Origin of the sequence: Halobium salinum (assembly GCF_026586625.1) — an archaeon.
GTDB classification, from domain to species: domain Archaea; phylum Halobacteriota; class Halobacteria; order Halobacteriales; family Haloferacaceae; genus Halobium; species Halobium salinum.
Genome location: NZ_JAODIW010000008.1, coordinates 705,827 through 730,438 on the forward strand (window position 1 = coordinate 705,827; position 24,612 = coordinate 730,438).

General features: G+C 70.3%; 22 protein-coding genes. 14 read left to right on the forward strand and 8 right to left on the reverse strand.

Features of this window, described 5'->3' with window-relative positions; all coding sequences use genetic code 11:
• Positions 1-34: 34 nt before the first annotated feature.
• From N5095_RS15740 to N5095_RS15760, 5 genes are read right to left on the reverse strand one after another with little or no spacing between them, the layout of a single operon-like run.
• Positions 35-1,072, reverse strand: a complete 1,038-nt coding sequence (locus tag N5095_RS15740) for an AbrB/MazE/SpoVT family DNA-binding domain-containing protein (RefSeq protein ID WP_267623967.1) — start codon at positions 1,070-1,072, stop codon at positions 35-37.
• A 2-nt stretch (positions 1,073-1,074) separates the two neighbouring features.
• Positions 1,075-2,070, reverse strand: coding sequence for a phosphate ABC transporter ATP-binding protein PstB (pstB, locus tag N5095_RS15745; RefSeq protein ID WP_267623968.1), 996 nt, complete (start codon positions 2,068-2,070; stop codon positions 1,075-1,077).
• Positions 2,063-3,658: a phosphate ABC transporter permease PstA gene (pstA, locus tag N5095_RS15750; protein ID WP_267623970.1), complete on the reverse strand. Its 1,596-nt coding sequence runs from the start codon at positions 3,656-3,658 to the stop codon at positions 2,063-2,065. Before pstA ends, pstB begins: the two co-directional genes overlap by 8 nt.
• A complete protein-coding gene (gene pstC / locus N5095_RS15755) occupies positions 3,655-4,734 on the reverse strand; it encodes a phosphate ABC transporter permease subunit PstC (RefSeq protein ID WP_267623971.1) in 1,080 nt (359 codons plus the stop codon). The genes pstA and pstC overlap by 4 nt, the downstream gene beginning before the upstream one ends.
• 54 nt (positions 4,735-4,788) lie before the next feature.
• Positions 4,789-5,982, reverse strand: coding sequence for a PstS family phosphate ABC transporter substrate-binding protein (locus N5095_RS15760; protein ID WP_267623973.1), 1,194 nt, complete (start codon positions 5,980-5,982; stop codon positions 4,789-4,791).
• A gap of 452 nt (positions 5,983-6,434) precedes the next feature.
• Between N5095_RS15760 and N5095_RS15765 the strand changes: the two genes are divergently transcribed.
• The 10 genes from N5095_RS15765 to N5095_RS15810 all read left to right on the forward strand — a co-directional run bounded on the left by N5095_RS15765 (position 6,435) and on the right by N5095_RS15810 (position 14,081).
• Positions 6,435-7,676, forward strand: coding sequence for a translation initiation factor IF-2 subunit gamma (locus N5095_RS15765; protein ID WP_267623974.1), 1,242 nt, complete (start codon positions 6,435-6,437; stop codon positions 7,674-7,676).
• A gap of 9 nt (positions 7,677-7,685) precedes the next feature.
• The gene (locus tag N5095_RS15770; RefSeq protein ID WP_390203328.1) at positions 7,686-8,075 is read left to right on the forward strand and encodes a type II toxin-antitoxin system VapC family toxin; all 390 of its coding nucleotides are present in this window, start codon (positions 7,686-7,688) and stop codon (positions 8,073-8,075) included.
• Positions 8,076-8,079: 4 nt separating this feature from the next.
• The gene (locus tag N5095_RS15775; RefSeq protein ID WP_267623975.1) at positions 8,080-8,652 is read left to right on the forward strand and encodes a DNA-directed RNA polymerase; all 573 of its coding nucleotides are present in this window, start codon (positions 8,080-8,082) and stop codon (positions 8,650-8,652) included.
• The gene (gene spt4 / locus N5095_RS15780) at positions 8,653-8,850 is read left to right on the forward strand and encodes a transcription elongation factor subunit Spt4 (RefSeq protein WP_267623977.1); all 198 of its coding nucleotides are present in this window, start codon (positions 8,653-8,655) and stop codon (positions 8,848-8,850) included.
• Positions 8,851-8,854: 4 nt separating this feature from the next.
• On the forward strand, positions 8,855-9,406 hold the full coding sequence (locus tag N5095_RS15785; RefSeq protein WP_267623979.1) for a GTP-dependent dephospho-CoA kinase family protein: 552 nt from the start codon (positions 8,855-8,857) through the stop codon (positions 9,404-9,406).
• 159 nt (positions 9,407-9,565) lie between these two features.
• Positions 9,566-10,960 (forward strand): outer membrane protein assembly factor BamB family protein, encoded by a 1,395-nt coding sequence (locus N5095_RS15790; RefSeq protein ID WP_267623980.1) that lies wholly within the window; start codon positions 9,566-9,568, stop codon positions 10,958-10,960.
• A 115-nt stretch (positions 10,961-11,075) separates the two neighbouring features.
• Entirely contained in the window at positions 11,076-11,393 is a 318-nt protein-coding gene (locus tag N5095_RS15795; RefSeq protein WP_267623981.1) for a 30S ribosomal protein S24e, read from the forward strand.
• Positions 11,394-11,402: 9 nt separating this feature from the next.
• Complete coding sequence (locus tag N5095_RS15800) at positions 11,403-13,028, forward strand: bifunctional N(6)-L-threonylcarbamoyladenine synthase/serine/threonine protein kinase (protein ID WP_267623982.1); 1,626 nt, start codon at positions 11,403-11,405, stop codon at positions 13,026-13,028.
• A 152-nt stretch (positions 13,029-13,180) separates the two neighbouring features.
• Positions 13,181-13,459 (forward strand): DUF5808 domain-containing protein, encoded by a 279-nt coding sequence (locus tag N5095_RS15805; RefSeq protein ID WP_267623983.1) that lies wholly within the window; start codon positions 13,181-13,183, stop codon positions 13,457-13,459.
• 277 nt (positions 13,460-13,736) lie between these two features.
• Positions 13,737-14,081 (forward strand): DUF7573 domain-containing protein, encoded by a 345-nt coding sequence (locus N5095_RS15810; protein ID WP_267623984.1) that lies wholly within the window; start codon positions 13,737-13,739, stop codon positions 14,079-14,081.
• 16 nt (positions 14,082-14,097) lie between these two features.
• On the opposite strand, the gene N5095_RS15815 is transcribed toward N5095_RS15810, so the two are convergent.
• A complete protein-coding gene (locus N5095_RS15815; RefSeq protein WP_267623985.1) occupies positions 14,098-14,844 on the reverse strand; it encodes a PspA/IM30 family protein in 747 nt (248 codons plus the stop codon).
• A 153-nt stretch (positions 14,845-14,997) separates the two neighbouring features.
• Between N5095_RS15815 and N5095_RS15820 the strand changes: the two genes are divergently transcribed.
• Positions 14,998-15,303: a putative quinol monooxygenase gene (locus tag N5095_RS15820; protein ID WP_267623986.1), complete on the forward strand. Its 306-nt coding sequence runs from the start codon at positions 14,998-15,000 to the stop codon at positions 15,301-15,303.
• Positions 15,304-15,354: 51 nt separating this feature from the next.
• Here the strand turns inward: N5095_RS15820 and mutL are convergent, their stop codons facing one another.
• Together mutL and mutS are read right to left on the reverse strand one after the other, a co-directional pair.
• Positions 15,355-17,058, reverse strand: a complete 1,704-nt coding sequence (gene mutL / locus N5095_RS15825) for a DNA mismatch repair endonuclease MutL (RefSeq protein WP_267623987.1) — start codon at positions 17,056-17,058, stop codon at positions 15,355-15,357.
• On the reverse strand, positions 17,055-19,889 hold the full coding sequence (gene mutS, locus N5095_RS15830; protein WP_267623989.1) for a DNA mismatch repair protein MutS: 2,835 nt from the start codon (positions 19,887-19,889) through the stop codon (positions 17,055-17,057). Before mutS ends, mutL begins: the two co-directional genes overlap by 4 nt.
• 311 nt (positions 19,890-20,200) lie before the next feature.
• Between mutS and N5095_RS15835 the strand changes: the two genes are divergently transcribed.
• Genes N5095_RS15835 through N5095_RS15845 form a run of 3 tightly spaced genes read left to right on the forward strand, consistent with a single transcriptional unit; the run spans position 20,201 to position 24,522 of the window.
• Positions 20,201-21,172, forward strand: a complete 972-nt coding sequence (locus N5095_RS15835) for an AAA family ATPase (protein WP_267623990.1) — start codon at positions 20,201-20,203, stop codon at positions 21,170-21,172.
• A 33-nt stretch (positions 21,173-21,205) separates the two neighbouring features.
• Positions 21,206-22,234 carry a DUF58 domain-containing protein gene (locus N5095_RS15840; RefSeq protein WP_267623991.1) on the forward strand — a complete coding sequence of 343 codons (1,029 nt, stop codon included), beginning with the start codon at positions 21,206-21,208 and terminating at the stop codon, positions 22,232-22,234.
• On the forward strand, positions 22,231-24,522 hold the full coding sequence (locus N5095_RS15845) for a transglutaminase TgpA family protein (protein ID WP_267623992.1): 2,292 nt from the start codon (positions 22,231-22,233) through the stop codon (positions 24,520-24,522). The genes N5095_RS15840 and N5095_RS15845 overlap by 4 nt, the downstream gene beginning before the upstream one ends.
• Positions 24,523-24,612 lie beyond the last annotated feature (90 nt).

Below are 24,612 nucleotides of genomic sequence, written 5' to 3' on the forward strand. Positions count from 1 at the left end.
CGACCGGCGCGCAGGAACGTCGAACGACCGACGGTCAGTCCCCCGCCTCGACACGGGGCTCGACCCGCGGCGAGTGAAGCGAGGTCTTCACCGCCCGGTCGGCGACGTCGCGGCCGGCGTCGGCGCTCCGGCGGAGCGCGGCGATGGCCCGAGGCGGGACCCCGGCGTCCGCAAGTTCGTCCACGGCGATTCGACACGCCTCGGCGCGCTCCCGAACCTCCCGCGCCTCGTCGAGCGAGGCGCCCGAGAGCACGGCGTCGACGCCGTCCTCGAGGAGGTCGTGGACTCCGGTGCTCGCGTCGTGGAACGCCGCACACCCGACCGGGGCTTCCAGCTCGTCGCCCTCTCCGAGGCCGTCGACCAGCCCGGCGAGCCGGTCGGCCTCGGCGGCCACCTGGTCGAGCCGGTCGGCGACGACGACGTGGTCGAACCCCTCTAGGCGGCCGGACTCCTCGAAGTCGAGGAGGGTTCGACGGAAGCGGCGCTCGACGGCCGCGAGCTCCGCTCGCACGTCCCGGTGCCGGTCGTCCATCCCGCGGACGAGGGCCCCGTCGCCGGTGCGTAGCGCCGCCGTCGCGTCGCGGTGCATCGAGAGGGCGGCGAACTGGAGCTTCGACAGGAGTCGGTCGGTCGACAGCTCCTCGGTCGCGAGCAGGTCGCGACAGACGAACCGCCCGTCGGCCTCGACGGCCACCTCGAGACCAGCGAGCCGGTCGGTCGCCGTGCGGACCGCTCGCCGAAGCGCGGGGTCGAGACCGTCGGGTTCCGGGGCACCCTCTTCGGTGCCGTCGCCGACGCCGACGTGAACCTCGAACTCCGCACAGCCGAGCGTGTAGAACGCCCGGAGGACCCGGGTCACGTCTTCGGGCGAGACGTCCTCGAACCGGCCGAGGTCGACCGTCGTCCGCCCGTCCGGCGTCACCTGGTCAGCACCGACGATGAGCGCCCCATTGCCGCTCGGGCGGAGTTCGAGCCGCTGGCCCGGCTCGATACCCTGTTCGACCGCCCACCCCTTCGGCAGCGAGATGGTGAACGTCGAACTCCCCGTGAGCTGGACCTTTCGCGTCTCCATCGTTACCCGAACTTGCCGCTGATGTAGTCCTCGACGCGCTGGCTCTCGGGGTTCTCGAAGATTTTCTCGGTGTCGTCGTACTCGACGAGTTCGCCGCCGGTGAGGAAGACGGCGGTCTGGTCGGAGATGCGTGCCGCCTGCTGCATGTTGTGGGTGACGACGACGACCGTGTACTCCTCCGCGAGGTCCGTGATGAGGTCCTCGATCTTCGAGGTCGCGATGGGGTCGAGCGCCGACGCCGGCTCGTCCATCAGGATGACCTCCGGGTCGGTGGCGAGACAGCGGGCGATGCAGAGGCGCTGTTGCTGCCCGCCGGAGAGCCCGAGCGCGTTGTCGTCGAGGCGGCCGCTCACCTCGTCCCACAGCGCGGCGTCGCGCAGCGAGCGCTCGACGAGTTTCTCCTCGGCCTCCTTGTCGCTCCGCCCCACGAGCCGCGAGAGCAGGCCCGTGTTGATGTCGCCGTGCTTGCGCGGGCCGTAGGAGATGTTGTCCCGGATGGACTTCGGGAACGGGTTCGGCGACTGGAACACCATCCCGACGCGCTTGCGGAGTTCGACGAGGTTCGCGTTGTCGTCGTAGACGTTCTGGCCGTCGAGTTCGACGCTCCCGTCGATGCGAGCGGCCTTAATGCGGTCGTTCATCCGGTTGAGACACCGGAGGTACGTCGACTTCCCGCAGCCCGAGGGACCGATGAGCGCGGTGACGCTCTCCTCTGGAATCTCCATCGAGACGCCCTTCAGGGCGTGCTCGTCGCCGTAGTACACGTCGAGGTCGTGGACCGAGAGCTTCGACTCGCCGTCGAAGTCGTACTGGACCCACTCCGGCCGCGTGGTCTCGTCGGTCTCACCCGCGACGGTCGTGCGTTCGGTCGACGGCTCCGGTCGGCTCGCGGACTCGGTCGTCGCGGTCGCCGTCGAGGGCGCCGCGTCCGGCTCCGTCGCTTCCGCGGCTCTCTCGCGATCCGGCTCCGTCTCGGTCTCCGTCTGGTGTTCACTCATGGCTTATCTTCCTCCGGAAGTACGTTCTGGTGGCGATACCGATGGCGTAGAAGCTGAGGACGACGAGCAGCAGGACGAACGCCGTCGCCCACGCGAACTCCAACGAGTTCTCGATGTTCGAACTGCTCAGCCCCGCCGTGATGATGGCGTAGAGCTGGTAGGGCAGCGCCGACGAGGCCTCGAACAGCGCCGGGTTCGAGACGTCGAGGAACGGCGGCCCCATCACGACGTCGACCTGGAAGCTCCGCAGCACGGCCGGCGCGTTCTGCTTCGCCGGGAATATCTCCCCGGCGGTGACGAGCAGCAGCGGTGCCGTCTCGCCCGCAATGCGGCCGACGCCGAGGATGACTCCGGTGACGACGCCCGGCATGGCCGCCGGCAGGACGACGCTCCGGACGGTCTCCCACCGGCTGACCCCGAGCGCGGCGCTCGCGTCGCGGTACTCGTCCGGGACGGACTTCAGTGACTCCCGACTGGTGATGAGCACCAACGGGAGCAGCATGAACGAGAGCACGAGCATCCCCGCGAACAGCGACTTCGTGTTGCCGAATCGGGGGACGAGGAACGCGTAGCCGAACAGCCCGAAGACGATGCTCGGCGTGCTCCAGAGCCCGTTGGTCGCGACCTCGACGACCTGCGTGAACCGACCCTGTTCGGCGTACTCGGTGAGGAACACCGCCGCCCCGATGCCGAGCGGGACGGCCATCATCACGGCGCCGACTACCAGCCAGACCGTGCCGACCACGGCCGGCCAGATGCCCGGCGACTGCTCCATCAGCGAGACCCCGTTGGTGAGGAACGGCCAGTTGAACGACAGGCCCGGACCGAAGCCGATGCCGGCGAACGCCCGGCCGGCCCCCTTCATCGTGACGAACGCGAGCAGGTACAGCAGGACGGTGAGGACGAGCGCGGCGAGCAGCCAGATGGCCATGTACGCCGCGCGCTGTCGGCCCCGCCGGCCGAACGCGCCGTGAGCCTTGGCGGCCCCCCAGGCGGTCACCAGCGAGCCGACGATGCCGACGACCGGGACGACGACCGGCGCGGTGAACGACGCCTGGAGGTCCGGCGGCGACCAGGACCAGCCGGTGCCGACGGTTCCGGTCAGGAAGACGGCCCCGGCGAACAGCGCCAGCGCGCCGCCGGGAAGCGTCGACCCGAGGTCCTCCTTCGGGAACACGGCGCCGAACAGCACCGCGACCCCGACGGCGAGCGTGGCCGGGAGCCAGACGACGACGCCGAAGCCGAGGCTCTGTGAGACGACCAGGCCGGCGACGACGGCCCAGAGCAGTCCGAACGCCCCGGCCGTCACCAGTCCGGCGTCGCGGTCGGGGGTCGTCTCCACGACGCCGACCGCGGAGACGACACCGATTCCTATCGTGACGACGCCGAGCAGGCTCAGAATCGCCCCGAACACGGTCGGCATCGCGATGCCGCCCAGCCCGCCCTCGAACGGAACGATTTCCGCGAGCGTCAGGAAACTGAGCGTCGAGGTGAGGACGCCGACGGCGGCCGTGGCGGCGGCTATCACCTCGTAGGTGGACGTGTCGGACTCGACGAGTTCCGAGCGCGTCGCGTTTCGGTTGCTCATACGTCACCTCCGAGTTTGCGCTGCATGCGCGCCTCGACGTACTGCGCGGCGATGCTGAGCCCCATCACGGTGACGAACAGGACGACGCCGGCCGCGAACAGGGTGTTCATGTGGAGCCCGAACGCGCTCCCGTACTGGGCGGCGATGGCCGAGGTCAGCGTGATGGTGTTGCCGAACACGTCGTAGAGGGGGTCGGGCAGTTCGACGACGGTGCCGAGGATGACCGTCGCGGCCATCGTCTCGCCGATGGCCCGCCCGACGCCGAGCAGGATACCGGCCGAGACGCCCGACAGCGCGGTCGGGAGCGTGACGCTCTTCATCGTCTGCCAGTCCGTCGAGCCGAGCGCCAGCGACCCGCTCTTCATCGACTCGGGGACGCTCGCGATGGCGTCTTCGGCGACGGAGACGGTGGTCGGCAGCGCCATGAACCCGATGACGATACCGGCGAGGAACAGACTCCCCTGCCCCGCGAGCAGGAACTTCTCGGTCATGTACGGGTTGAGCACGGTGAAGCCGATGAACCCGTAGACGATGGAGGGGATGCCGGCCAACACCTCCACCGCGGGCTTGATTATCTCGCGGACGGTCCGCGGGGCGATTTCGCTGATGAACAGCGCCCCCGCGACGCCGAAGGGAGCCGCGACGAGGGTTGCGAGAACCGTCGTGACGAACGTCCCCCACATCAGGGGCACGAGCGAGTAGACGTGCGTCTCGGTGTTCCACAGCGGCTGTTCCAGGCGCGTCAGGAGTTCGACGACGCCCATGTTGGCGAACGCCGGCGCCGCCTCGAGGAACACGTAGAACGTGATGAGCCCGAGGACCGTGACCGTCGACACCGTCGCGACGAACATCAGCGTGCGCGCGGTCTCGGCCTGGTGTGCGAACCAGCCGTAGGCCGTCACGCCGACGAACCCGAGCAGGAACGGGACGGTGAACGGCATCGACAGCAGGAAGCTGGCGAACGCGCCGACGAGACAGACGCCGGCGACGACGCTCACCGCGATGCCGCCGGTAGCCGCCCCGTCGAGCGCCTCCTGTAGTCTCGTCAGTTGGTCGTCTTCTGTTACTTGTGACATTGGTATGAGTAAAAATCGGCGGTCGGACGTGCTGCGAGTCGCGAAGCGGCCGCGTCAGTTCGACTGGCTCGCGAGCTTCGAGCGCTGGTTCTCTATCTCCGACTGTGGGAGCGGGAAGTAGTTGTTCCCCTGCACGAACAGCTCCTGCCCCATCGGGCTGAGCATCATGTTGATGAACGCCGACTCGCGCTTGTCCGTCTCCTCCCACGTGTACATGTGGAGGTCACGGTTGAGCGGGTAGTCCGACGCACCGAGCCCCGGGTCCTCGCCGAGTTCGTAGACGGTGCCGTCCTCCGACTCGAAGGCGACGGCCGGGACCTGGTCGCTGACGAACGCGAGCGCCATGTAGGCGATGGCGTTGTCCGACTGCTGGACGAGCGTCTGGACCTGCTGGTTCTGTCCCTTCCGAGTGTCGACGCCGGACATGGAGGCGTTCGCGTCGCCGAGGAGGTTCGAACGGAACGCGGTGTCCGTCCCGGAGCCCTCGGCACGACCGACGGCGTATATCTCCTTGTCCTCACCCTCGTAAGAGTCGATCTCGGACCAGTTCGTAATCTCGCCCTGGTATATCTGAGTGACCTGCTGTGCGGTGAGCTTCGTGACGCCCGCGTCGTATATCTGCTTGCTGACGACGATGGGCTGGCCGTCGCGGCCGACGACGTGGTCTTTGAACTTGTTCAGCGTCTCCTCGCTCGGGTTGTCGAGTTCGGCCTCGACGGGCGCGCTGGAGTTGCCGATGTCGACCTGCTCCTCCATGACCGCCTTCACGCCGGTGCCGGAGTGGCTCAGACCGACCTGAACCGGGAACGGCGGGTTCGCGGTCTCGCCCGTCGCCTCGAAGCCGTAGAGGCCGGCGAAGTAGTCGGCGAGGCGCTTGTCCGTGTCGATGTCGTACTGACCCGGACCCCAGTACTCCTCGTCGTCCGCCGGCGGGTTGGAGTTCCAGTAGGACGACGCGGTGTTCGAGATGGGGTACACGGTCGAGGACCCTTCAGCCGAGACACGACTCGGCTGTGACTCCTCGCTCTCGGCGGTCTCGGTCTCGCCAGACGCGGCCTCGGTCGTCTGGTCGCTGGACCCAGTCGTGGTGCTCTCGCTTCCACCCGAGGACTCGGTCGTCGAATCGCCGCTACCGCCACCGGACTCACCGGAACAGCCGGCCACGGCCGCGACACCGGCTGCACCGACGCCAGCGAGGAATTTCCGTCGCGATTCGATGGATGAGTCGCCCTCGTCTCGGTCAGACATCACCTGAACAACGCCGAGTGACACTCAAAACGGCTGCTATGATGGGTCTATCCGGTCATTTTCGGTACCCCGTGGTAACGAGCTGCACATTGTAGAAATGTGTCTATATACCGGTCTGACGGCCGCCCCGCGCCGCTGCCGACTGGAGTGTTCGGAGACCGACGCATAGTTCTTTCCCCAATATACTATTTCGCAATCAACACATTCCATCGGCCTGGTCGACGGGGACGGCCGAGCGTCGGGAGCGAGGTCGGCGAGGGTCCGAACGGTGGACCCGGGACCGGCGGGCGCCACTCGCGGTACCGAGTCGGAGAGTGACCGGCGCTACCCGGCGAATCCCTGGCTCACGACGGGTCGTGGCTGGGAATACGAGCGGCCGCGACGAGGAGAACAGCAACTTTATCAGGCGTTCGGGGCGAATCCCACACAGAAACCTTGCTCTCAGGAGGCCAATGGTGACAGAGACACCAACACAACCGGAGGTGAACATCGGACTCGTCGGCCACGTCGACCACGGAAAGACGACGCTCGTCCAGGCGTTGAGTGGGTCGTGGACCGACCAGCACAGCGAAGAGATGAAACGCGGTATCTCCATCCGACTGGGCTACGCGGACGCGACGTTCCGCCAGTGCCCGGAGGAGGAGGCGCCCGACTGCTACACCGTCGAGGAGACGTGTGGCGAGCACGACACGGAGACCGAGGTCGTGCGCACCGTGTCGTTCGTCGACGCGCCGGGCCACGAGACGCTGATGGCGACGATGCTGTCGGGGGCCGCCCTGATGGACGGCGCCGTGCTCGTCATCTCGGCGACCGAGGACGTTCCCCAGGCACAGACCGAGGAACATCTGATGGCGCTCGACATCATCGGCATCGACAACATCGTCATCGCCCAGAACAAGGTCGACCTCGTCGACCGCGAGCGCGCACGGGACAACTACCGGCAGATACAGGAGTTCGTCGAGGGGACCGTCGCCGAGGACGCCCCCATCGTCCCGGTGAGCGCCGGCCAGGAGGTCAACCTGGACCTCCTCATCGACGCCATCGAGCGCGAGATTCCGACCCGGGAGCGCCCCGCGGACGAGGACGCGCGGATGTACGTCGCGCGCTCGTTCGACATCAACCGGCCGGGGACGACGTGGGAGAACCTCTCCGGCGGCGTCGTCGGCGGGTCGCTCGTCGCCGGCAAGATGGAGAGAGGCGACGAGATTCAGCTCCGCCCCGGCCGCGAGGTCGAACACGGCGGGAAGACCTCGTGGGAGTCCATCGAGACCGACATCCGTTCGCTCCAGGCGGGCGGCAAACAGGTCGACGAGGTCACCCCCGGCGGCCTACTCGGCGTCGGCACCGGTCTCGACCCCAGCCTGACGAAGGGGGACGCACTCGCCGGGCAGGTCGCCGGCGAACCCGGGACGCTCCCGCCGACGCGGGAGTCCTTCGAGATGGACGTCGACCTGCTCGACCGCGTCGTCGGCGGCGACGAGGAGATCGAGGAGATTTCGACGGGCGAACCGCTGATGCTCACGGTCGGCACCGCGACGACGGTCGGTGCGGTGACCAGCGCCCGCGAGGACGAGTGTGAGGTCAACCTGAAGCGGCCCGTCTGTGCGGAGGCGGGCGCGAAGATCGCCATCAATCGGCGGGTCGGCGCCCGCTGGCGACTCATCGGCGTCGGCACGCTGAACGAGGACGCGTAGGCTCCAGCCGTGCCCACACCGACCGTCGTCATGGACACGAACGCGCTGATGCTGCCCGTCGAAGGGGGCGTCCGAGTGTTCGAGGAACTGGACCGACTGTTGACGGCCTACGAGCTCGTCACACCCCGCGCGGTCGTCGACGAACTCGAGAAGCTCGCCGATGGCAATGGCGAGGAGGGCGTCGCGGCGTCGGTCGGCCTCGACCTGGCGACGGAGCGCTGTCGGACTGTGGACACCGAAGCATCGTACGCGGACGACGCGGTCGTCGAACTCGCCGCGAGCGGCGAGGCGGACCTGGTCGTCACGAACGACCGACCCCTGCGCGACCGACTGCTCGAACGTGACGTTCGGGTAATCGGTTTAAGGGGCCGGGACAAACTCGCGATAACGGAACCCTGAGGACATGTACAAGAAGGTCAGACTCAAGGACACGGTCGAGGTGCCCCCGCGGCACCTCGCGGACGTCTCGACGGACCGGGTGAAGCACCTGCTCCAGGACAAGCTAGAGGGGCGAATGGACGAGGACGTGGGCAGCGTGGTCAGCGTCGTCGAAGTGCACAACATCGGCGACGGCGCGGTGCTGCCGAACCGCCCCGGCGTCTACTACGAGGCGGAGTTCGACGCCATCACGTTCGACCCGCAAATGCAGGAAGTGGTCGACGGCAACGTCGTCGAGGTCGTCGAGTTCGGCGCCTTCGTCGGCATCGGTCCCGTCGACGGGCTGCTCCACGTTTCCCAGATTTCGGACGAGTACCTCGCCTACGACGGCGAGAACCAGCAGCTCGCCTCCACGGAGTCGAACGACACCCTCGGCGTCGAGGACTCGGTGCGCGTGCGCATCGTCACGAAGAGCATCGACGAGCGCAACCCGCGCGACTCCAAGATCGGGCTCACCGCGAAACAGCCCGGCCTCGGCAAGCACGGGTGGCTCGAACAGCGCCGGGAGAGTCAAGAGGCGACGACGGAGGGGAACTAGATGGCCGAGAAGCGCCTGGCCTGCCGGGAGTGCCACCGCGTCAACGAGCCCAACGCGACCACGTGTGACTCGTGTGGCTCCTCCTCGCTCACCGAGGACTGGGCCGGCTACGTCGTCATCACCCACCCGGAGGAGAGCGAGGTCGCAGTCGAGATGAACGTCGACGAGGCGGGCAGTTACGCGCTCAAGGTCCGCTGAGCCGATGTCCACGCTCCTGCGTCTCCCCGACGACCTCCGCGAGGCGTTCAAAGAGCCGATGGGCCGCGTCTACACCGACCCGGCGAACCTCCTGCGCGACGCGAAGACGAGCGGCGACGGTCCCGTCGTGACCGTCGGCGACGTGGTCACCTACCACCTCCACAAGACGGACCACGAACCCGCCGTCGCGTTCATCGACGGGAAGACCGAACGGGAGGCGGTGAACGACGAGGTGGGAGCGACGCTCGCCGAGAGCGACGCCGAACGGGTGAACGTCGAGAACCCGCCCGCCACCCTCTCCGAGGCGCTTCTGCGGGCGCTCCGCGAGTCGCTCGACGACGGCGGCCCGACGGTCGTGTTCGTCGACGGCGAGGAGGACCTCGCGACCCTGCCGGCCATCGTCGCCGCGCCCCTCGGGGCGAGCGTCGTCTACGGCCAGCCCGGACAGGGGATGGTTCACGTCCCCGTCACCGAGGAGTCCCGAGCGGAAGCTCGCGACCTCCTCGCCCGGATGGAGGGCGACGTGGACGCCGCACTCGCTATTCTCGAGGGCTGACCCCGAGCGGGTTCCACACGCGACGCGGGCGACACTCGCGCGACGACCGCCGCTCGGAAGCCGACGTACTGTCATCTCAAGATACATTAATTCGTGCAGACCCGTCCGACGCAAAACCTATAAGTGAAGCCGAGAGACCCGTCTATCGAGACAGTTCGCATGCGTTCACGCACACGCCGTGACGCGTTGCGTCTCGGTGCCGCGGCGCTCGGTACGCTCGCGGGGGGGTGTCTCGGGGTCGGTGGTGGGCAGGTGCCACGGGAGTCGGAGACGACGACCGAAACGGCGGAGCCGACGACGACGTCGGAGTTCACACTGCCGCCGCCCGCTACCGCCACCGCGCCGGAGGACCCGGTCCCCCTCCCGGTCGACTCCGAGTGGCCTCGCTACCAGGCCGACGCGTCCAACACGGGACATCGGAGGGGAACGACCGCCGTACCGACGGCGCCGGCGCTCCACTGGCAGTTCGCCGTCCGCGCGACGACGCCGGTCGTCGCGGGTCGTCGGCTGTTCACCGTCGAGACCAGGCGCGACGAGCGGGTGGTCTGTTCGCGCCGGGCCGCGACCGGCCGAGTCGAGTGGGAGCGCTCCGTCGACGGCGGTCCGGCGACCGCCCCGGTCGTGACCGAACGGCGGGTGTTCGTCCAGAGCCGCCAGCGCCTCCACGCGTTCGACCGCGAGACGGGCGAGCGCCGCTTCACGACGGACCTCGGTAGGGGCGAGCCGAGCGTGCCGGCCGTCAAGAACGGCGTCGTCTACTGCTGTGCCGGCGCCCGCGAGTCGTGGCCGACGACCGTCTTCGCGGTCGACGCCGAGATGGGCAGTCGCCGGTGGGCCGCCGAGGTCGACGGGCGGGTGTCCGGGTCGCCCGCCGTCAGCGGCGGCGCGGTGTACGTCGCCACGAACGGGGTGGCCGGCGAGGACGGCGAGACGGGGCGGCTTCAGGCGCTCGGCACCGTCGGCGGCGGCGTGCGCTGGCAGGTCGACCTCGGGGCGCCGGCGGCGGGGTCGCCGCTGGTGGCTCGGGAGATGCTGTTCGTCCCCACCGAGTCGCGCCTGCAGTCGTACTGGGTGGAGGACGGCCGAGCGCGGTGGTCCACGCGGGTCGGCCGAGTCACGGGCGACGCCCTCGCGTTCGCCGGCGATTCGGTGTACGCCGGCACCGAGCACGGCGTCCACGCGCTGAAGTGGGCGACCGGCGAGGAGCTGTGGCGCCACGAGACCGCGGCGCCGACGACCGCACCCACGGTCGACCGCGAGGCGGTGTACGTCGGCGAGCTCACCGGGACGGCCCCGGCCGTCGTCGCCGCCGACCGCGACACCGGCGAGGAGCGCTGGCGCTACGGGACGAAGACACGGGAGGCCGAAGGGGCGCGCCGCGCCGGCCTCGTCGGCCCGCCGACCCCGGTCGAGGGCGGGGTGTACGCCGTCGCCGCCGACGGGATGTACGCGTTCGGACCGCAGTCGGTCGCGGGCGCGAACGGAGCCGACTCGAACGCCAGCGAGCCGGCGAACGCGACGACGACCTCGCGTTCGAGCTCGGCCGCGGAGTAACGCCGGCGGTTCCGTCCCCGCCGGGGCGACGAGAGTCGGCCGTCGCTCGGAATCGCGGCGTCACGAGGTCGAAATCCTTTTACTCGCTTCCCCGGGATGTACGGACAACTGACCCATGGAAGTCGACATCATCTCGGAAGAGGAGAACCCGATGCTGCACCGAACCGACGTCCGCTTCGAGATCGTCCACGACGACGCGAGCCCCTCGCGCCTGCAGGTCCGCGACAGCCTCGCGGCGAAGCTCGACAAGGGCTCCGACGAGGTCGTCGTCCACAAGCTGGACACGAAGTTCGGCATGCGCCACACCGTCGGCTACGCCAAGGTGTACGACTCCGCCGAGTTCGCCCGCGACGTGGAGCAGGACTACATGCTCGAGCGCAACAAGATCAGCGCCGCCGACGAGGACGCCGACGCGGAAGCCGAAGAGGCATAAGCGGGGTAGATGCGCGTTCTCGGCATCGAGGGGACGGCCTGGGCCGCCAGCGCCGCCCTCTACGATTCGGAACGCGACGACGTCGTTATTCAGTCCGACCCGTACGAACCGGAGAGCGGCGGCATTCACCCGCGCGAGGCCGCAGAGCACATGGGGGAGGCGATTCCTCGCGTCGTCGCCGCCGTACTCGACCACGCCGAAACGACTGCCGATGATGACGGCACGGGGCCCGGAATCGACGCAGTTGCCTTCTCCCGCGGCCCCGGCCTCGGCCCGTGCCTCCGCATCGTCGGCACCGCCGCCCGGGCGCTGGCGGGGGCACTGGACGTGCCCCTCGTCGGCGTCAACCACATGGTGGCCCACCTCGAGGTCGGCCGCCACCGGTCGGGGTTCGACTCGCCGGTGTGTCTGAACGCGAGCGGCGCGAACGCCCACCTGCTCGGCTACCGCGACGGCCGGTATCGAGTGCTCGGCGAGACGATGGACACCGGCGTCGGCAACGCGCTCGACAAGTTCACCCGGCACGTCGGCTGGTCACACCCCGGCGGACCGAAGATAGAGGCCGCCGCCGAGGACGGCGAGTACGTTCCCCTCCCCTACGTCGTGAAGGGGATGGACTTCTCGTTCTCGGGCATCATGAGCGCCGCGAAGGACCGCTACGACGACGGCCACTCGGTCGAGGACGTCTGTTTCTCCCTCCAGGAGCACACCTTCGCGATGCTGACCGAGGTGGCGGAGCGAGCCCTCTCGCTGACGGGTACCGACGAACTCGTCCTCGGCGGCGGGGTCGGACAGAACGCGCGCCTGCGGGAGATGCTCGCGGAGATGTGTGCGGCACGCGGCGCCGAGTTCTACGCGCCCGAACCCCGCTTCCTCCGGGACAACGCCGGGATGATTGCAGTTCTGGGGGCGAAGATGTACGCGGCCGGCGACACCCTTCCGGTCGCCGAGTCGGCTATCGACCCGAACTTCCGGCCCGACCAAGTGCCCGTCACGTGGCGCGACGGCGAGGAGGACGTGGCCCGAAGCCTCGACGTAGGCGACACCGTCCGCGGCGCCGAGGCCGACGTGACCCTCGGCGACGACGCGACGAAGGCTCGCGTCCCCAAGACCTACCGCCACTCCGCCCTCGACGAGCGCCTGCGCACCGAGCGGACGGTCGCCGAGGCACGCCTGCTGAACGAGGCGCGGAAGGCCGGCGTCCCGACGCCGCTGGTTCGCGACGTGGACGTGCCGGCGGCAACGCTCACGATGCAGCGCGTCGGCGACGCCGACCTCGCGACCACGCTGACGCCCGACCGCGCCCGCGACGTGGGCCGATTCCTCGCCCGGCTACACGACGCCGGGGTGGTCCACGGCGACCCGACGACGCGGAACGTCCGAGTGGTCGACGCGGCGACTACCGAGGGCAGAGACCACCCGGACACGTTCCTCATCGACTTCGGCCTCGGCTTCCACACCGGTCACGTCGAGGACCACGCGATGGACCTCCACGTGTTCGCCGGGAGCGTCGAGGGGACCGCCGCCGACCCCGAGCGGATAATCGAGGCGTTCGAGGCCGGCTACGCCGAGGAGGGCGACGAGGCCGTCCTGGAGCGCCTCGCCGAGGTGCGTGGGCGGGGCCGGTATCGGTAGGCGAAGGGTCGGCGGACGACGCTCGGCCGACCGGCCGCCTCGGGTGAGGCCCCTTTCGAGGGGCATCACGACCGACGTACATCTCTCGAAACCAGTGCAGAATCCGAACGCCAGCCCAAACGCTTTATCCCAGTCCGCTGTACCGTTCCGGTATGGTAGAGAAGCCGCAGTCCGGTGAGATTCTCGGCGTGCCGTACAACTTCGACCGACCCAGCGTCGGGCGGATGCTCTCCTCATACTTCCAGCCCGGCGAGGGGATGCTCGTCAAGAAGCCCTTCGGCATCGGCTACACGCTGAACCTCGCCTCGTGGCGCTCGTGGGTCGTCCTCCTCGTCGCCGGCGCTCTGCTCTGGCACGAGCAGAAGGGCAAGACGGCCTCCGAGTCGAACGACGACGACGGTCCCGTCGAAGTAATCGTCGACGACGACTGAGCGCCAGGACGCCCGCGCGTTCGTGCGCGGCCGACTCGCTGACGCGGTGGTGTAGACGATTACGACGACTGAGCGCAACGTGAGTGGGCCGTCTCGTCGGCTCACGACGCGCTGACGCGGAGGGACGACTGAACGCAACGACGCGCGGCGGCTCATCGCCGCGTATCTCGCTGACGCGGCGGTGCGGACGATTACGACGACGACGACCGACTTCTGCCACGCACGAGCGACCTCCGGAGTCGCCACCGCTAAACAGCCACGTCGCGCAGTGGCGACCATGAGCGGGGACCGGAGTCTCGACGAGTTCGCGACGGGGGCGGAGACGGCCGAGTCGGAGGCGAGAGACGAGGGCGAAGCCGACGTGGAGGAGGGCGGCACCGACGCCGACGCCGCGGCCGACCCGGTCAGCGAAGCCGGAGAATCCGACGAAGCGGACGTCGCTGACGGCGAGGAGGACGCGGAAGCGAAGACGGAGCATCTCGACGCCGACGCGGTCGACCCGGCGACGCCGACGATGCGGCACGACCCGGCGGGCGTCGCCTGTGGCGCCTGTGGCGAGACGGTCGAGCGCCGCTGGGAGGAGGACGACGCGTTCGTCTGTGCCGACTGTAAGGCGTGGTGAGGGTGGTCGACGGGGGTCAGTTCCCGCCGTCGTCGCCGTCGTCTTCACCGTCGCCCGCGTCTACCGCCCCAGCCTCGTCTCCCTCCTCGTCATCGTCGACGCCCATCTCGGCTCTGAGCGTCGCGAGCTCGTCTTCGATTTCGTTTTCGGCCTGCACCCGGTCGAGTTCCGCACCCGGGTCGTCCTCCTCCCCGTCGCCGAAAAAGCCCGACTCCTCCAGCTCTTCGAGGGCGGCCGCGCGAGCCTCCTGTTCGTCGATTTCGTCCATCGCGTCCGCCGTCCGGGGTGCGGACTCTGGGTCGCCGCTCGCGACACCCTCGGCGCGGGCGGCGGCCTCCTCGGCGTCGAGGCGGGCGCGCTCCGCGCGGTAACGTGAGACCCGCCGCTCCATCTCCTTCGCGCGGTCGACGAGCTCCTTCTGGGCCGATTCGAGGTCGTCGATTTGGCCCTCCAGCTCGTCGAGTTCGGTCACTTCGGTCGTCTTCTTCCGGAGGATGTCGCGGGCGAGGTCGTCCCGGCCGGCCCGGACGGCCTCGCGGGCGTCGCGGTTTCGCTCCTCGATGGTCGCTTCGAGGCGGTCCCGTCGTCGTTCGAGGCGCTTCTTCTCGGTGACGAGGTCGACGACGGACTCCTTGATGGCGGCGAGTTCGTCGTCGAGGCGCTCGTAGGTGTACTCGCGGCTCTCCTTCGGGTCCTCCAGTTCGTCGAGGAGGGCGTCGAGCTTGACACGGAGCGTCGATTCGGTGCGGTCGCGGAGTCCCATGTCGCTAGGGAGGGATGTCGGAGGGCTTAGGCTTTTGCCGACGGGCGGCGGCCCGCGGGTGTCGATTCACAGGGGCGTATGGCTCCTCCGGTTCCGGCGATTCGACACCCCACACGGGAGCTTATTCGGCGGCAGTCCTACCCGTGAGACGAGATGCCAAACTCCCAGTACGCACTGCAGGCACACCTGCAGGCCAAACCCGACAAAGCCGAGGAGGTCGCCGAGTTCCTCGAGTCCGCCCTGTCCGCGGCCGAGGAGGAAGCGGCCACCACGACGTGGTTCGCGCTCCGGTTCGACGAGACCACGTTCGGCATCTTCGACACGTTCCCGGACGAGGAGGGACGACAGGCCCACCTCGACGGCGAAATCGCAGCCGAGCTGATGGGCCGGGCCGACGAGCTGTTCGAGGAGGAGCCGCGCATCGACGAAATCGACGTGCTCGCCGCGAAACACCCGTAGCGGCGGCCGGAGACGTCCCGAGCCGGCCGTCGCACCGCCCGCTCGCTCCGTCTACCCTAGCCGCGCGTGTCGGTCGAACCCGCGAATCAGCGCCGACTCCTCGACGGTGAGGACGGTCGGTCGGCCGTGCGGGCAGTCGAACGGCCGCTCGCAGGCCGCGAGGCGGTCGCGGAGCGCCGTCGCCTCGGCCTCGCCGAGGGCGTCGCCGGCCTTCAGGGACGGGTGGCAGGCGAGGTCGGCGAGCAATTCCTCACGGCCGTCGTCCGGGTCGCCGCCGGCGTGAAGCGCCGCGACCGTCTCACGGAGCGCGTCGAGGTCGGCCACCCGGCCCAACGGAGCCGGCACCGACCGGACCCTGAAGGTCCCTCCTCCGAAGGGCGCCACGTCGAAGCCGAGTCCGGCGAGGGTCTCGCGCTCGGCCTCGACGGTGGCCGCCTCGCCCGGCGGGAAGGAGACGGTCTCGGGCGGGTCGAGGGGTCGGGTCGGGACCCCCTCTTCGGCGACCGCCGCCCGCAGGCGCTCGTAGTTCACCCGCTCGTGGGCGGCGTGCTGGTCGACGACGAGCAGGTCGTCGTCGGCCTCGAACAGGAGGTAGGTCCCCCGGAACTGCCCGACGTACGTCGCGCCGGCGAGCCGGGAGTCCGACTCCCCCTCGGCGGGAGCGAGCGAGGAGTCGAGGTCCATCGCCACGTCGCCGGCGCGCCGGAGGTCGGCCGTGGAGAGCGCGTCTCGCACCGCCCGCTCGACGACCCCCGCCACCGCGTCGGCGTCGGCGTGGGCCACCTCGCGCTTCGCCGGGTGGACGTTCACGTCCACCGTCTCGGGCGGCACGTCGAGACGGGCGACCGCGACCGGGTGGCGACCGTCCGGGAGGAGCGAGCCGTACCCGGAGTCGACGGCCCGCCGGACCGCGTCGTCGCGGACGAGTCGCCCGCCGACGGCGACGTGGATGTGCTCGCCCGAGGCGCGCGTCACGGAGGGGTAACAGAGCAGCCCCTCGACGCGGACCTCCCGCCGGCGGCCGTCGAGGTCGACTTCGGCTTCGGCCTCGAACGTCGTCGACCGCGAGGCGACCGTCCGGTCGTAGACGGCGAGTGCGGCGTCCACGTCCCCGCCGGAGCCGGGCGAGGCGAACGTCTCGCGGTCGTCGTGGGTGAGTCGAAAGCGCACGTCCGGCCGGACGAGCGCGTAGCCGGCGACGAGGTCGCTGACGCGGGCGAACTCCCGTTTCGGTCCGCCGAGGGACTTGCGGCGCGCGGGCCGGTCGGCGAACAGGTTCCGGACCTCGACGGTGGTGCCGGGGGCGCGGCCGGCGTCGGAGACGTCGGGGCCGTCGTCGCCGACGGCGAGGCGGGTCGCGGGTCCGTCTCCGTCGCCGCTCCCCGCCCCGTCGGCCGGCGCCGTCGTCAGCGTCAACTCGCCCGCCTCGGCGATGCTCGGCAGGGCCTCCCCGCGGAAGCCGAGCGTCCGAACCCCTCGGAGGTCGTCGTCGGCCCGGAGCTTACTCGTCGTGTGACGCTCGACGGCCAGACGTGCGTCTTCACGGGCCATTCCGTGCCCGTCGTCGGCGACACGAATCAGGTCGGTTCCGTCGCCGACGACGTCGACCTCGATTGATTCGGCGCCGGCGTCGAGGGCGTTCTCGACGAGTTCCTTGACGACCGCCGCGGGCCGGGTGACCACCTCGCCGGCGGCGATGCGCTCGACGGTCCGGTCGGGGAGGCGTTCGACTCCCCGACCACTCCCGTCGGTCATCCCCCGTCCTCCGCTCCCTCCAGCCGCCGCTGGAGGTCGTGCAGGGCGTTCAGCGCCTCCAGCGGCGTCGTCCGGGCGAGGTCGAGGTCCGCGAGGTCCGCGAGCACGTCGGCGTCGACACCGTCGTCGGTCTCGGCTCCCTCAACCACCGGCTCGGTCTCGACGTGTGCGCCCCCGTTCGTCGCCGCCGCGTCGGCGAGCGTGCGCTGGCGGGAATCGGCGGCGGGTTGCCGCGAGGCGGCCTGGGTCTCGGTCGCTTCGTCCGCACCGTCTGCGCCGTTCACATCGTCCGCGCCGTCCCGTTCGGCGTCGACCAGCGCCCGGGACCGGGAGACGACGCGTTCGGGGACGCCGGCGAGTTCCGCCACCTCGACGCCGTAGGAGGAGTCGGCAGCCCCCTCCCGGACCCGGTGGAGGAACGTCACCGACTCCCCGTCGCTCTCGGGGTCGCGGCTCGCCGCGAAGTGGAGGTTGAACACCGAGTCGAGGTCCTCGGCGAGGTCCGTCAGTTCGTGGTAGTGGGTGGCAAAGAGGGTGTAAGCGCCCACCGCCTCGGCGAGGAACTCGGTCGTCGCGCGGGCGATGGCGCGGCCGTCGGCGGTCGACGTCCCCCGGCCGACCTCGTCGAGGAGGACGAGCGACTCGTCGGTGGCGTCGTGGAGGATGTCCGTCAACTCGCTCATCTCCCGCATGAACGTCGACTGCCCGCCGGCGATGTCGTCGCTGGCGCCGACGCGGGTGAACACGCGGTCGAGTATCGGCAGTCGGGCCGCGTCGGCCGGGACGAACGAGCCGGCCTGTGCGAGCACGACGACGAGGGCGACCTGCCGCATGTACGTCGACTTTCCGCTCATGTTCGGTCCGGTGACGACGGCGATTCGGCCGCGCTCGCCGTCCTCGCTATGTCGGCCCCCGAGCCGCGCGTCGTTGGGGACGAACTCGCGCCGGGTGCGCTCGACGACCGGGTGGCGACCGTTCTCGATGTGGATTCCCTCGTCGTGGCTCCCGAACTCGGGGCAGACGTAGTCGTTGGCGACCGCGACGGCCGCGAACGACGCGAGCGCGTCGAGGTCGGCGACGGCGTCCGCGAGGCGCTGGATTCGGTCGGTCTCGGCGGCGACCCGCTCTCGCACCTCGACGAACAGGTCGTACTCCAGCGAGTCGGCGCGCTCCGCGGCGCCGAAGATTTCGTCCTCCCGTCGCTTCAGTTCGGGCGTGTAGAACCGCTCGGAGTTCTTCAGCGTCTGCCGGCGCGTGTAGTCGTCGGGCACCCGGTCGAGGTTCGGGTTCGTCACCTCGATGTAGTAGCCGTGGACCTGGTTGTGCCCGACCTCCAGCGAGTCGATGCCGGTCCGCTCCCGTTCGCTCGCTTCGAGGTCGGCGACCCACTGGCGACCCTCCCGTTCCGTGGCGCGGAGGTCGTCGAGGTCGGCGTCGAACCCCTCGCGGATGACCCCGCCCTCGGTCACCTCCATCGGCGGCTCCTCGGCGATAGCCGAGCGAAGCAGGTCGCGCACGTCGTCGAGGGTGTCGAGCGCGTCGAGGAGGTCGCAGAGGTGGTCGGACGCGACGTGGTCGGCGTCGTCGCCGACCGTGTCACTGCTTCCCTCCAAGGCCGCTCGCAGTTCGGGCACCGTGTCGAGCGTCGTCAACAGCGAGCGCAGGTCGCGGGCGTTCGCCCGGCCCCGCGAGACGCGGCCGACGAGGCGCTCCACGTCGTACACCTCGGCGAGCAGTTCGCGGAGACGTTCCCTGAGCAGGGAGCGCTCGACGAGTTCGGCGACGGCGCCGTGGCGCGCCTCGATGCGCTCGCGGTCCAGCAGCGGGCGACGGAGCCAGGCGCGGAGCCGCCGCCGACCGGGCGCGCTCGCGGTGTCGTCGACCACGTCGACGAGCGGCCGGCCCCGCGAGTCGCCGCGGGTCTCGAACAGTTCGAGCGAGCGCAGTGCGGTGGCGTCGAGGCGGAGCGACTCGCGGGGGTCGTAGCGCGTGATTCGCGAGACGTACTCCAGTCGCTCGTCGCCCTGCGTGTACTCGGCGTAGGCGAGGACGGCGCCGCAGGCCCGGACTTCGACCTCGGCGTCGAGCACGGCGTCGGGCGAGGGGACGTACGCGCCGACGCGCTCGCGGGCGGCGTCGAAGCCGAAGGCGTCGGGGTCGTGGGCGCTCTCCATCGCCGGAAGCGAGCGGTCGTCCGGGAGGTCGACACCGGGGCCGAGGAGGAGTTCGGCCGGCGCGAGTCGTTCCAGTTCTTCGACGCAGCGCTCGGCGTCGGGGAGGCTCGTGACGAGACACTCGCCGGTGGAGACGTCGACGGCGGCGAGGGCGTAGGGGCCATCGGCGTCGGAGGCGCCGCCGGCGCCGCCGGTCCCGACGTCGGAGCCGTCCCCCCGCGCCACGGCGGCGACGTAGTTCGCGTCGGCGGCGCCGAGGAGTTCGTCGTCGGTGAGCGTCCCGGGCGTGACGATACGGGTGACGGCGCGGTCGACCAACCCGGACGCTTCCTCGGCGTCCTCGACCTGGTCGGCGACGGCGACGCGGTAACCGGCGTCGAGCAGACGGTCGAGGTAGGAGGCGGCGTTGTCGATGGGGAGGCCGGCCATCGGATACGTCCCGGTGGAGTCCTCGCGCTTCGTGAGAGTCACCTCGCACGTACGAGCGACGACCTCGGCGGCCTCGCAGAACGCTTCGTAGAAGTCACCGACCTGAAAGAGGACGAGCGCGTCGTCGTAGCGCTCACAGAGCTCGTAGTACTGACTCAGCATCGGCGTGAGCTCGTCCCTGACCTCGGTCATCGACGGAGGCGGGCCGAGGGCGGATTCCGAGGGCATCGCGTTACCCTATCGGCGGCGACCGAGGGCCATGAGGGTTTGGGAGTCGGCCGACGGCGACTCGGTCGAGGTGCCGGCGACGACTCGGCCGAGGTGTCGGTGACGGCGGGAGCGGCTGACCACCGGGCGGCTCGCTCGTCGCCGGCCGAGCGCCCCCGTTGCGGCCGAACTGCCCACACCCGGCAGATATACGTGTATTCCGCCCTCAGGGAGGCCTGTGAACGACCTGCACGGACGTGTCGACCGCCAGGTAGCGACCCAAGACATTTGCCGCCGCCGACTGTGTCTCCGGCAGGTCCCCGAGAATGCCAATGAGTGACGGAGAAGCGACAGCCGTCCCCGACGCCGGCACCGACGGAGCGCTCCCGGTGGGGGAGGCCGCAGACCTGACGGACCGCATCACCGACAACGTCGAGCGCGTCATCGTCGGCCACCACGACGCCATCAAGCACATCGTCGTGACGATGCTCGCCCGGGGCCACCTCCTGCTGGAGGACGTGCCCGGGGTCGGCAAGACGATGCTCGCCCGAGCGATGGCCCGCTCGGTCGACTGCTCGTTCAAGCGCGTCCAGTTCACGCCGGACCTCCTTCCGGCGGACGTGACCGGTGTCAACGTGTTCAACCAGAAGAGCCGGGAGTTCGAGTTCCAGCCCGGCCCCGTCTTCGCGAACGTCGTCCTCGGCGACGAGATCAACCGCGCGCCGCCGAAGACCCAGTCCGCGCTCCTGGAGGCGATGGAGGAGAGCCAGGTGACCGTCGACGGCGAGACCCGTGCGCTCCCGAACCCCTTCACCGTCATCGCCACGCAGAACAACGTCGAGCAGTCCCGCACCTACGAACTGCCGATGGCCGAGACCGACCGTTTCACGAAGAAGCTCAAACTGGGCTACCCGACCGAGACCGACGAGACGGAGATGCTCGGACGGGTCGCCGGCTCTCACCCCATCGAGTCGCTCGACCCCGTCGCGTCCGTCGAGGACCTCGTACGCGCCCGCGACACCGTCTCGAAAGTCGAAGTCTCCGAACCGGTCCGTGGGTACGTCACCCGACTCGCCGGCCACACCCGCGAGAACGCCGAACTCGGCGTGAGTCCCCGCGGCTCCATCGCCCTCGTGCGGACCGCACAGGCCCGTGCGGTGCTCGACGGCCGGGACTACGTCATCCCCGACGACGTGCAGGCCGAGGCGCGGACCGTCCTCGCACACCGGGTGGTTCCCGGCGGCGGGGCGCGGACCGGCCTCGACGTGGTCGAGGACGCACTCGACGCCGTCCCGGTGGAGTGAGTCAGGGGGACCGAGAATGAGGGCCCTCCTCCCATGAGACTCACCCGCCGCGGCGGCGGCGTGGTCGTCGTCGCCGCCGCCGGATTCGCGCTCGCCGGCCTCTTCGGCGCCCGCGCCATCAACGCCGTCGTCCTCCCCGCGGCGGTCGCGATGGCGGCCGCCTACCTCCAGCTGCGCACGTTCCCCGTCCCCGACCTCGCCCGCGACCTCCCACCGGACGACTTCGTCGGCGAGACCGCCACGGTCGAACTCCGCTTCGAGGGCGTCTCGCGCCCGTTCGCCGGCCGCGTGACCGACGAGCTGAGTGAGGGGCTCTCGGGTGACGCCGCCGGCGACGTCGCCGTCGGCGGCGACCCGTTCGTCTACGAGGTGACCTACGAACGGCGGGGCGTCCACACGCTCGGTCCGGCGACGGTCGTCGGCCGCGACGTGTTCGGCCTGCTCGAACGCGAGCTGCGCGTCCCGAACACCGACGAGCTACTCGCCTACCCGACCGTCTATCGGCTCGGCAGGGCCGCCCAGCACGAACTGCTCGGTCTGCGCGAGACCGAGCGCAGCGAAGAGCGCGACGAGTTCGACCGTCTGCGGGAGTACGACCGCGGCGACGCCCTACGCAACGTGAACTGGAAGGCGAGCGCGAAGCGCGACGAACTCGTCGTCACCGAGTTCGCCGCCGCCGCGGACGTGTCGGCGGTCACCGTCGCCGCGAGCGCGAGCGCCGAGGGCGCGGACCGGATGGCCGAGGCGGCCGCCAGCGTCACCCTCGCGCTGCTCGACGTGGACGTGCCGGTCCGGCTCGTTCTACCCACCGAGACCGTCGAGGTCGAGTCCGGCGTGACCGGCCGGCGTCGCCTGCTCGAGGCGTGTGCGTTGACGACCGCCGGGAGCGCGGCCGACGCCGACGCCGACATCGTCCTGCGGGCGACGGGCGACGGCGTGACGGTCGCCGTCGACGGGCTGGAACACGACTTCGACGGGCTCCGGGTCGGGTCGGGACCGCGGAGTCGCCCGATTGCCGAGGACGGGAGCCGGCCGGACGACCACGAGGAGGTGGCGGTGTGAGCGAATCCGGCCCGAGCGACGTGCAGTCCGCACGCGAGGCCGCCAGCCGCTACGTCGGCCTGCGCGACCCGGCGCTCGTCGGCGCCCTCCTGCTGACGCTCTCGTACGTGAGCGTCCTGTATCACGTCACGGACGTGGTCGGCGGCAGTCGCGACTTCGCGCTCGCCGTCGGCGGGGCGTTCCTGCTGGCGACCGTCCTCGGACGGTTCCTGCGGCTCCGAACGGCGGTGCTCGTCACGGCCGTCCTCGTCGCCGGTGGGGCCGCCGTCTACTACTTCGCGGTGCCCGAAAGCAACCGGGCGCTGTTCACGACGGCGCGCGTCGTCGACGACACCGTCGCCCTGCTGACGGGGCTCTCCGTGCTCAGACTCGCGAAGGCAGGGGTGTGGGCGCTCGCGATGGCCCCCGGCCCCGTCTTCCTCTCCTGGTACCTCGCCCTCCGCGGGCGCTACGTCGGGAGCGTGCTCGTCGGCGGCGCCGCGCTCGCCTTCTTCGTCCTGACGGGCGACGCGGGGGTGCTGGTGACGCTCGTCGGCGTCGTCGGCGCCGCGGCCGCGGTCGGCCTCGGGACGCTCGGCGAGGTCGGCGCCGTCTCCGCCCAGTGGGACACCCTCGCCGTCGTCGTGGCGGCGATGGTGCTCCTCTCGGCGACGCTGACGGTCGTCCCCGGCGGCGCCGCCCAGCCCCTGCTCGCGGACCGCGGGGCGCCGACGATGCAGGGGAACCTCGTCGGGAGCGCCGCCAGCACCGACAGCGTCACGGTCCAAGGCTCGATTCGACTCTCCCCGGAAGTGCAGTTCACGATGGAGAGCGAGGAGGGCCACTACTGGGGCGTCGCGGCGTACGACCGCTACACCGGTAGTACCAGCGGCGGGACGTGGGTCCGGACCGGCGAGGCCGAGCCGTACGACGGCCGGTTGGGCGGACCGCCGGGCGACGCCCGAGAGGTCGAACAGACCGTCACGGCGCGCAGCCGCATGAACGCCCTCCCCTCCGCGTGGCGGCCGGTCGCCGTCGACGACTCGGTCTCCTCGGCTACCGAAGTGACCGGTCAGGGGTACCTTCGACCGACGGGCACCGTCCGGACGAACCAGAGCATCTCGGTGGTGAGCGAGGTCCCCGAGTACACCCAGCGTGAGCTCAGGGAAGCCGACGGCGACGACTACCCGGCGAGGGTGAGCGAGGCGTACCTGCAGCTCCCCGAGAGCACCTCCGAGCGCGTCCGGCAGCGGACCGCCGAGGTGACCGCCGACGAGGAGACGGCCTACGACAAGGCCGTCGCCATCGAGCGCTACCTCGAGTCGAACAAGCAGTACTCGCTCACCGTCGACAAGCCCGACGGGGACGTCGCCGACGCGTTCCTCTTCGAGATGGAGTCGGGCTACTGCGTCTACTACGCGAGCACCATGGTCGTGATGCTCCGCACGCAGGGCATCCCGGCACGGTTCGTGACGGGGTACACCTCCGGCCAGCAGGTCGAGAACGGGGAGTACGTCGTCCGCGGACTGGACTCCCACGCGTGGGTGCAGGTGTACTTCCCCGACGTCGGCTGGGTGAACTTCGACCCGACGCCGTCCGGACCGCGGGAGTCGAGCGAGAACGCCCGCGTCGAGGAGGCCCGGCAGAACGGGAACCCGAACGTCGACGTCGACGGCTCCGAGCAGACGACGACGGCGACGACGGTGGCGCCCGACTCGCCCGAGACGAACACGACGACGACGGCGACGACCACGACCGAGGCGGACGGCAACGCTACCAACGGGACGGACAGCAACGCTCCGCGCGGCCCGAGCGACGAGATCGTCGGTCAGGAGCCCGGGGTCGGCGGCAACGTCACGACGGCCGACGAGGGCATCGGCGGTAGTCTTCCCTCGATACCCTGGCCGCCGACCCGCGAACAGGTCGGCATCGGGTTGGCGCTGCTCGTCGGCCTGGTGGCTGGCGGCCGCCGATTCGGCGCGTTCACGGGGACCTACCGAACGCTCTGGCTCTACCGCCACGGCGCCCGGACCGAGCCACGGGCGGACATCGAGCGGGCCTACACCCGTCTCGAACACCTGCTCTCGCGGGAGTACCGCGACAGACGCCCCGGGGAGACGCCGCGTTCGTACCTCCAGTCGCTCGGCAACGTCGGACTGGACGACCGGGCCGTCGAGGTCGGTCGACTGTACGAGCGAGCCCACTACGGCGCGACGGTCGACCGGGCGGACGCCGACCGGGCGGTCCGGACGGTGAACGAACTGGTGTGGGAGCGGACGCCGCTCGTCGGTCGTCTCCTGCGGAACTGAGCGCGACCACGACGTGCCGTTCGGCGTCGACGGTCGGGACCGCTGTGCGAACCGACCACCCCAGTCCGGTCGCTCGAACCCGCCGACTGA